Below are 8,144 nucleotides of genomic sequence, written 5' to 3' on the forward strand. Positions count from 1 at the left end.
CGGGGGTAGGACAATCGGGGGTGCATGCGGGGAGGTGAACGGTTACGGGCACTCCTTTCAGGACGCAGTTGTCGGTGCCGGGGCTGTCGCCGATGCGCGGCGTCGGCGCCGAGGCGGGTAGGGCGGTGGTGCGCCTGGCCCGGCTTCCGCTCGACATCGCCGTGGAGAGCGTCGGGCAACTGACCGGATGGCTCGCTCCCGCCCGGCCCGCGCGGTCGACGGAGGCGGGTGAGCCGTCGACGGTTGACGCGGCGATCCCAGTGCTGCTGGTGCACGGCCTGGCCGACCGGGAATGGGTCGTCTCGTCACTGCAGCGGGGACTGGGCGGCTGCGGCGCCGGCCCCTTCGTCCCGGTCAGCTACAACGCCCTCAGCCCGGACATCCGCGCGGCGGCCCGGATACTCGGCGACCAGGTGGAACTGGCCCATGCCCGTAGTGCGGGGCGGCCCGTGGTCCTGATCGGGTACAGCCTGGGCGGGCTGATCGCCCGCTACTACGTCCAGCGGCTCGGGGGAGACGCGTACGTGCCGCTGGTGATCACTCTGGCGACGCCGCACGGCGGGACCGCGACGGCCCTGCTGGCCCCGCCCCATCCGCTACTGCGCCAGCTGCGGCCGGGGAGCCAGGTGCTGACCGAACTCGCCGAGCCGGCCGCGCGATGCCGTACCCGGTTCGTGGCCTTCTACAGCGACCTGGACGAGGCCGTCATCCCCGCCGCCAGGGGCCGCATCGACCATCCCGACCTGAAGGCCCGCAACGTACTCGTGCCCGGAGTCGGCCACCTGACGCTTCCCCTGCACCAGCCGGTCATCGACCAGATGCGCTCGCTGCTGACCGCAGCCGGGCAGGCTGCATCCGCCCTGACTCCGCCCGCGCGTGACAGCGGGGACAAATCGGAGGACGCTGAAGCGTAGCCGGTAACAACGTCAGCACCTGTGCGGACCGACACCATGGCTTCTTCACCCAGCCCCGACAGCAGCGCGACGGTACGCCCGTATCGCCCCGAGGACGAACCGGGGGTGCGGGAGCTGATCGATGCCGACCGGCTTCCGGGACAGCAGCGGTGCACCCCGGAGAAACTGGCCGATGTGCGGCGCGGTCCGCTCGCCCTGGCCGGCTGGTCAGTGCCGGCCCGGCCGAGGATCAGCGTCCTGGCCGACGCCGAAGACCGCCCACGCGGCATCATCGCGTACCTGTCCTTCACCGATGTGAACACCGGCCTCATCTGCTGGATCTACGCACGGGAGGATCCGCCCGCTCTGCGTGCCCTGCTCGGCTTTGCCCTCGCCGAGCTCGCCCACTGCCCGCAGATCGAGGCATTCGTCGGCGCTCCGCCGGGCCCCCTGGGGCCAGGCGGGCTTCCCCGTACCCGCCGAGGCGCCACCCACGACGCCCTGCTGCAGACCGGGTTCACCGGCCGCCGCCAGGGCTGTTACCTGCACTGCGCGCTACCGGCCGAGTCGGCGTCGGCCAAGCTGGTCGCCGACAGCTTCCCCTGCGACGTCCCGCCGGGTCACCGGCTGATCATCCGTGAGGCGGCCGAGCCGGTTGCAGAAGCGCTGGTCGGTTTCGGTCCCGACCGCACCGCGACCGTCTACTGGATCGAGACTCAGCCCACCCATCGTGGTCGGGGCCTGGGCCGCAAGCTGCTCGGCCAGGCGATGGCCCTGTTGGCTGAGCAAGGTGCCGAGGAGGTCGTCCTCGTCATCGACGATGAGGACGACCTCACTCCCGAGAACCAGGCTGCCACCCGGCTCTTCGCCTCCTTCGGCTTCACTTTCGTCGATCACTTGTGGACCTACCAGCGCCGACGGCGCGGGCTCACGCGGTCGGCCGTGTGAGCCCCGGGGGGCGCGGCCCTGGCCAGGGGCGCGGCACCAGGTGGCCGCCGTACTCGGGACGGTCAGGCGGGCACTCGTTCGGCGGCTCTGAGGATGGTGGAGCGTGCCTGATGGCGGCGCTCGTAGTCCAGCACCCGGCGGGTGTGGACCGATTCGGCGTCACCGAGCCGCTTGAGAATCTCGTCCGCGGTCATGCTGTCGTAGCCGGGCCACGGCACAGGCCCGAGCAGTTCGGCGATGCGGCTCAGGACAGCGGAGCGGCCCGCGTGGCACCGCTCATACGCGCCGAGCGTAGCCAGGTCCGTCTGCGCCAGATGCGGGAGCCGGTCGATGATCATTTTGGTGCTGAGCCTGCGGTAGTCGGGGATCGGCAACTCTTCCTCGCTGATGAGGGCTCCCTGCGGTCCGCCCTGGAGCCGGTCCGCGCCCGGCATGCGTTCCGCCGTCTCCCGCAGCCAGCTGCCCCACTCGCGGACCGCCTGGCCGGCGCCACCGTTGCTCAGGCCCTCGGCGGTCTCGGCAGCCGCCACCGCGGCTTTGGCGTGCTGCTCGATGGCGTCGGCGAGCTCATCCAGCGCCTCCTCGTCGTCACGGCGGATGCAGCTGAGCAACTCCACGCTGACCGTGTCCTCGGCCTCCTGGGCGATGCGCTCGGCGGCCCGGCAGACGGCCAGGGCCAAAGCGGTGACCGCGTACTCGTGCTCGGCGTTCTTCAGCAGCTGGTACTCCTTTGCCGTCCCCCGGCTGCGGAACACCGCGCCCGGGACCGACAGCGCCACGTCGAAGGAAAGCCGGGCTGCCTGCCCGGTGAGCTGCCAGGCACCACCGAGAACGCTCTGCACCAGCCCACGGGGCTGCAACGTACTCAGGCGTTCGTCGATGCGGTACATGTGACCCCGGGCGTCACCGAGGCGACGCTCCAAGACATCCCGGTGCTCACCGGGGGGCGTGACAGCGAGGTGGGCCCTGAAGCGGTCGGCAAGCGCCGCCTTGGCCTCGCGGACCTCGCGCAGCGCCGGAACGAGCAAGTCTGTTGCTACTGCCATCAGGAATCCTTCGGCTTGTCCGATGCTCAGCAAGAATCGGCCGGAAACCGGCCCCGCCCCCGCTCCACCGTGCCCCGAAACAGCCGCCCCCGCATCTTCCGCCCCTACGCACGGCGTTGGCACGCGTGCAGACTGGCGCTGATCGGCGGCTGATCTGTGCTTCCACCTCCCGGCGACAGCACCTGCTCTCGTCCACGTTGGAATGCGTGCTGCGCCGACGGGAGCTGCCGCGATCCAGCCAGATGCCAGGTTTACTGGTCGACCCGGTCGGAGGCGGCCTGGCTTGGCCGACAGGAGATCACGGTGGTGAAGCCAGTCGAGTGAGGACTCTGCCAAGAAGGCCGTGCCGTACGCCCGACCCCTTCTCCGTACGCTCCGATTCTGGGGTCGTCCCTGCCGGACAACCGTGCTGGTACGGAGCAACCCCCCGCCAACTAGACATGGAGCGGGAGGCCTTCTCCCGGTGGTGTTTCCGATGCGGGAGGCGATGGCGCTCCATGCCCTACGCCGCTGTGAGTGCCCTGAGCTATCAGGGGCTGGTCCGGGACCGGAACGAGGACAGCCTCGTGCTCGGGCCGTGGCTCCTGTGCGCCACCGTGACCGAGAGACCGCAGACCCTGTTCTTCCCGCTGGGGATGCCCCTCGTCGCCGCCGTTCCCCGATGCCGGCGGCTCTGGAAGAGTGGCCTGTGCCGTGCCAGGCGGGTCCCTTCTCGCTGCCCAGCGCCTGTTGAAGGGACCCGCCGACGGCGGCGGGCCGGGGCAGGCACCCTTCGCCACATGCGATGCCGAACTCGGGATCCGCATGCATTTGATAACACCAGCACACGGAGCCCCGCCGGGCAGCCCACTGCCAGGCAGCCAGTCGGCGGTCAGATTTCACTCTGCGGGACCGGGAAGGTCCGGCCTCCGCCCCGCCGGGGGGTGTCCTTCCTGTTTGGCATTTCCGCAGCGGTTCCGCCTCCAACCCGGACCACGCGTGTTGCGTGTGACTACCGGCTCGCAGCGGAGTCTGCGCAGGGGCAGGCTGGAAGTGTGGTCCGCTCTGCCTGAGCCGGTTCTGCTGCTCATGGGCGGGGAGCAGGTCGAGATTGAGGCTGACCTGGGAGTGTTCTCCCCTGGCGGGGACAGTTGGGGCGGCTTCCTGCGGGGTGTGCCGGTGCGGCTGGCCGCTGCCGTGCAGCGCGGCGATGATGCGCCGATTCATCTACGCGATGGCCAGAAGAGGCTGATTCACCCGCTGGGGCCGTCGCGCCTCGATGATCAAGGGCGCCTTCTGGTGCCCTTCGTAGGCGAGGGGACGACTCCGGTCTCGTAGCGTCTGGTCTCACACCTCACCTTGATCCATTCCGGCTTGGCGTGGCGCCGAGCGGTGGTGAGGCGTGTCACGGGCGCGGGGTTTGTGCATCGCGCGCCAGGAGGGCGCTGGCGACCGCGGATCGCGCGCGGGTGTGGCCTGCGGCTGGTGGGCCGTGCTGTCCGCCGTCCGAGGGACCGGCAGGCGCGACAGCTGCGCGCCCGCCGACCGACCAGCTCGTCCGATGGGAGGGTGCACGAGCCACCCCGGCCGAGGGCCTGGCGGTCGCCACAGTGCCAGGCCCTCGCAGCGTGTGCCGCTGCGCGTGAGCAGTGCGAATGGGTGATGTGGCGAACGCCCGGCCGTGGCTGGGGCGTTGTCGCAGCAGGGCGGTCGCCCGCCCTGCTGCCGCGCCTGGCGCGGCAGCCGATCTGGTCGGCCCGTTCAGGGATGGTGTGGGCGATGCCTCGGCTGCGCAGCCAACTGCGGAGCGCCCCGGAACGGTAGCCCTTGCCGCCGATCACGTGCGCAGACCGGGAGCGGGGATGTCCCAGGCGCAGCCGCGGCACCCGAATCGCGGCCATCGCCGCGGTGAACTGGGAGCAGCCGTTGGTGTTGCCGCCGGTCAGCGGGAGGTCGAGCGGGCGGCTGCGACCGTCGACGGCGAGGTGGATCTAGGGTCCGTCTTCAAACGGATCTTGCCCAGAGCAGGAACGAGGCGAGACAGGCAGCTGTTGTCAGGCGGTCACCTCGGGCAGCGGATACTGACGGCGCATGTCCTCCGGAGCAGGCGTGACGTGCCAGGCGAAGAGGCCGTCCAGGCCACCCCACATGCGCTTGGGCTTCACGTAGGTGTCGTGGCTGTCGTTCTCGCGGATCAGGGCATACTCCGGCTGGTCAAACGGCCGGATGACGTAGGTGTTGCCGGTGAGCCCGGGGACGGGGGTCAGAAGCCAGCGCTGGTTGCTGCTGTTGGTCCGGGCCCGCAGCCGGACCTCGCCGTCGGTGTCCAGGGTGAGCGCGTTGTGCTGAGGGTTGGACAACAGGCTGTAGGTGCTGTTGTCATGTCGGACGAGATGCCACTGCATCGTCTCGCCCGCGGCCTTGTGGACCTCCCGGATGACGTCCTTGTTCCAGATCTGGACGAGTTGTCCGGTGTTGTCGTCGAGGTTGTCAGGCCGGAGGTAGTTTGATTGCAGGCTGTTCTCGACGGCGATGATGTACGGCTGGTCGAGCGGGGTGGTCAGCACAGGGCTCTCCTTGAGGTGTGGGGCGGTCTGCTGCAGGCCGTGCGGCAGGCCAGAGTTGAGGTCGGTTGCCTGTCCGCCGCCGGCGGTCGTCTGGCCAATTTCGGGAGGGAGCACAGTGCCAACGCCGGCTGTTGCGTTGAAAGGCCAGCCGGCAGCAGCGCTGCGGACCCATGCCAGGTGCAGGATGGTTCCCTGGTCCGCGCCCAGCCAGATCTTGTGGCCCGCTTCGAGGCCGGCCAGGTGCAGGTTGTCGAATTCCGTGGCGGTGGCTGTACCTGGATTGACTGTGAGCGTGATGCGCTCCAGCAGCCACTGCGGCTCGGACCCAGCCTCCTCCAGCCGCACATAGACGGGGTACCGGGTGAGGTCAGCCAGGTCCAGCTGAGGAGCGCGCGGATCATTCGCTGCGCTGTGGGCGACGTTCGACGATGCTCCCAGTTTGAAAGTGGTCGTCACGCCGCGGTCGAACTCTCCACCATCCTTTGCCAGGCGGAACTCCCTTCCACCCAGGCCGAGGAAGACCCGCCCCCTTGTGTCGGCTGAGTCCGCATCCGCGGTGACAACCTGCACCTCGATTTGTGTGACCGGCTGGCTAGGGCGTCTTCTTTTGGGTTCTGGCACAGATCTTGGATGCTGTTGGTGATCTTCGGTAGTCATCGTGAGGTGCTGAACATCAGCTTTCGACAGAGGAGTTGGAATGGACTGGTGGGTCGGGGTGGTTGTGGCGGCGCCTCGCCAGGTGGGAAGCAGCCACTGAGCCTGATGATGTTGGTCCCGGCGGCGGTCAGGACGTGTTGGACATGTGTCTTGGCGATTCCCCGGTAGCGGCAGTCGCGCAGGCCGTGGGCGTGGACGGTCTCGGAGACCGTGGCTTCGCAGCCGGCCCGCATCGCGTATCGCTCGCGCCAGGCGCTGGTCTCCTGCTCCTGGCGCGCCTGATTCTGGATCTCCTCCAGGGGGCGCGGAAGGAGCATGACGTGTCGGCCTCTGTTGACCGTGTTGCCGGTGCAGAGTGCGCGGTCGGCGCAGGCTCGGCAGACGGCCGTAGGGAAGCGCACCGAGTACTGCAGACGGCCGTCCAGGGAGGTTTCGTTCCAGGGAAAGCTGGTTTCGCCGCGCGGGCAGGTGAGGGTGTGCTGCTCCCAGTCGGGGCGGAAGTCGCGTTTGTCGAAGCCGGGATGCTCCCGATTGCTGGACACCGTGCGAATGGGGCCGGTGAGCCTGATTCCGTACCCGGTGAGCGCCTGATGGATGGTGGAGGGGCTGATGTAGCCGCCGTCGACCAGGTGTTCCACAGGACGAAACCCCCGGACCGTCAGGCCCTGGTGGATCCGCGGGAGAGCGTCGATGTCCTGTTCTGGCGCTGGCGCCGTGACGACCTGGATGATCACATTCGGACCGGTGCCGTCACATGTCTCCGTCTGGTGATCGCGGTAGCCGATCCACGATCGCGCCCCGGACGAGACGACCTTCCGGCTGAAGCGGGCCTCGGCGTCATGCGGGGTAATGATCTCCGCACTGGCCCATGGCACCCGCGCGACCGCGGGATCCGGCCGCCCCTGGGCCTCCGCGACGGCAGAGCGGCGTGGAGTCTCCCGCCTGGACCGCCGGTCCTGAGTGGACTTCGGCTCACGCCAGCGCAGTTGCCCCTCTTCGTCGAACCAGTACTGCTGTAACCACACCTGCCTCAGGACCTGCACTCCTGACAGCTCCCGCAGCCGGTGCGGTGCATCATCGCCATACACGGCGCTCAACAGCCGGACACCGTCCGCGCCCACGTCAAGGGCGTACTCCAAGCGGTCCTCCGGGCCGCGCGGCAGCCGCTCATAGCGCACCGGCCGCCCGTAGCGCCGTGCCCAGCCCGCGGTGACCAGCGGTGCGAGCCACTCCTCACCGGCCTCGCTGAGTTCCTCCAGCGCCCTGCGCATCGTCTCGCCGACCAGCTCGACACGGTTCAGCGTGCGCACCGCGGCCAGCACATGCGTCGAATCGGTCCGTACCCGGCCACGCCGCCCCACCAGACCAGCGGCCACCAGCCGGTCGACCACCACCGCCAGGAGACGGTCAGCCCGATCGCCCTGGGCCATCCGGTCCCGGAACTCGCTGAGCACCGAATGATCGAACCCCGGGTCGTCCAACTCCATGCTCAGGCAGTACTTCCAGTCCAACCTGCAACGGACCGCCTCAGCCGCCTGCCGGTCAGTGAGGTTCTCCGCATACTGCAACACAGAGACCATCGCCAGCCGGGCCGGCGACAGCCCCCGTCGGCCGTTGGTCGGATACCAGTCGGCGAAGTCATCGTCCGTGAAGAGCTCGTCGAGCCGGTCACGCACCCACATCGCCGCCGTGCCCCGCGGGTTACTCGCCCGTGCCACCCGCACCGTCAACGCCGGAATCGCCCGCCCCGAGCTCACACCCATCGCCATCGCGGTCCCCCTTCGACCGCCGAAGCCGCCCCGCTCTCACCAGCGGAGCACAACCCTCAACGCAATGGGAGCAGAGCCCGAACCATTCACCTCACCGAATGAAGATCGCCAACAGCATCGATCTTGGGGAGCGGTCGCGGAGCGTCACTGAAGCAGGATCATCTTGCGGAGCAGGTCGAATCCGGCACGACCGTACAGCTGTCTCTTGATCTTCTTGATGCGGTTCACAGCACCTTCGGCACCGCCGGAACTCCAGAAGGGCGTCCGCCGGAGCGGACGCCCTTC

The 8,144-nt window shown here is 69.0% G+C and carries 6 protein-coding genes and 1 pseudogene; 3 read left to right on the forward strand and 4 right to left on the reverse strand.

Features of this window, described 5'->3' with window-relative positions; all coding sequences use genetic code 11:
• Nucleotides 1-74: 74 nt before the first annotated feature.
• Nucleotides 75-914, forward strand: a complete 840-nt coding sequence (locus tag GAS53_RS49495) for an esterase/lipase family protein (RefSeq protein WP_151484365.1) — start codon at nt 75-77, stop codon at nt 912-914.
• Nucleotides 915-950: 36 nt separating this feature from the next.
• Nucleotides 951-1,841, forward strand: coding sequence for a GNAT family N-acetyltransferase (locus GAS53_RS49500; protein ID WP_151484366.1), 891 nt, complete (start codon nt 951-953; stop codon nt 1,839-1,841).
• Between the two features lie 62 nt (nt 1,842-1,903).
• On the opposite strand, the gene GAS53_RS49505 is transcribed toward GAS53_RS49500, so the two are convergent.
• Nucleotides 1,904-2,887, reverse strand: coding sequence for a hypothetical protein (locus GAS53_RS49505; RefSeq protein ID WP_151484367.1), 984 nt, complete (start codon nt 2,885-2,887; stop codon nt 1,904-1,906).
• A gap of 497 nt (nt 2,888-3,384) precedes the next feature.
• Between GAS53_RS49505 and GAS53_RS57315 the strand changes: the two are divergent.
• A pseudogene (locus tag GAS53_RS57315) lies at nt 3,385-3,543 on the forward strand (serine/threonine-protein phosphatase); the annotation flags it as partial.
• Between the two features lie 606 nt (nt 3,544-4,149).
• Here GAS53_RS57315 and GAS53_RS58665 read toward each other — a convergent pair.
• From GAS53_RS58665 to GAS53_RS49520, 3 genes are all read right to left on the reverse strand, one after another.
• Nucleotides 4,150-4,857 carry a transposase gene (locus tag GAS53_RS58665; RefSeq protein WP_404829431.1) on the reverse strand — a complete coding sequence of 236 codons (708 nt, stop codon included), beginning with the start codon at nt 4,855-4,857 and terminating at the stop codon, nt 4,150-4,152.
• Between the two features lie 63 nt (nt 4,858-4,920).
• On the reverse strand, nt 4,921-6,003 hold the full coding sequence (locus GAS53_RS49515; RefSeq protein ID WP_151484368.1) for a hypothetical protein: 1,083 nt from the start codon (nt 6,001-6,003) through the stop codon (nt 4,921-4,923).
• 83 nt (nt 6,004-6,086) lie between these two features.
• Nucleotides 6,087-7,859 carry an IS1182 family transposase gene (locus GAS53_RS49520; protein WP_225859605.1) on the reverse strand — a complete coding sequence of 591 codons (1,773 nt, stop codon included), beginning with the start codon at nt 7,857-7,859 and terminating at the stop codon, nt 6,087-6,089.
• Nucleotides 7,860-8,144: the final 285 nt, after the last annotated feature.

This window comes from Streptomyces albicerus, assembly GCF_008905045.1.
Taxonomy (GTDB): domain Bacteria; phylum Actinomycetota; class Actinomycetes; order Streptomycetales; family Streptomycetaceae; genus Streptomyces; species Streptomyces albicerus.

Bases quoted from the DNA above. Each gene is read 5' to 3' on its own strand.
- GAS53_RS49500 (WP_151484366.1), top strand. From the start codon at position 951: ATGGCTTCTTCACCCAGCCCCGACAGCAGCGCGACGGTACGCCCGTAT.
- GAS53_RS49505 (WP_151484367.1), bottom strand. From the start codon at position 2,887: ATGGCAGTAGCAACAGACTTGCTCGTTCCGGCGCTGCGCGAGGTCCGC.
- GAS53_RS49520 (WP_225859605.1), bottom strand. From the start codon at position 7,859: ATGGCGATGGGTGTGAGCTCGGGGCGGGCGATTCCGGCGTTGACGGTG.